Source organism: Saccharothrix sp. ST-888 (genome assembly GCF_000955975.1).
GTDB lineage: Bacteria > Actinomycetota > Actinomycetes > Streptomycetales > Streptomycetaceae > Kitasatospora.
Map to the genome: position 1 here is coordinate 1 of NZ_JYJF01000413.1, position 399 is coordinate 399.

Sequence of the window (399 nt, forward strand, 5' to 3'; positions counted from 1 at the left end):
CGGCCAGGCGTGCGTCGACAACGAGCAGTGGCGCGCGGCTTACGAAGCGATCGCTGCCGGGCTTGCCGAATACCAACGCGACGCCATCCAGGCATACGCAGACGCCAACCTCGCCTGAACATAGAGATCAGCACGTGGCCGCTGCTGGCCGTGACCACGGCCAGCAGCGGCCACGCGCATACAAGCGCCGCGGACACCTTCGCTCAGGCCCAGGAATTCCTGGACCCAGGCAACGAGACCGAACGGTCCCGAGGCCCCATCAGCCCGCAACTGAGCCCGGATCCACCGAGCTGATTTCGGGGTGATCGCAGCGGTGGTTTTGTGGGGGTGACTGGTTGGAGGGTGTGGGGTGTCCGCTGGTCTGCCCGGCTCTTCCGCGTCTGCTCCGGTCGGGCCCTG

Annotated in this window: 1 protein-coding gene; it reads left to right on the plus strand. The window is 67.2% G+C overall.

The genetic code is table 11. The features are described 5' to 3' along the window. The coding region (locus UK12_RS45275; RefSeq protein WP_197085386.1) for a TipAS antibiotic-recognition domain-containing protein at positions 1 to 118 on the plus strand (118 nt) is incomplete at its 5' end. Between the last annotated feature and the right edge of the window lie 281 nt (positions 119 to 399).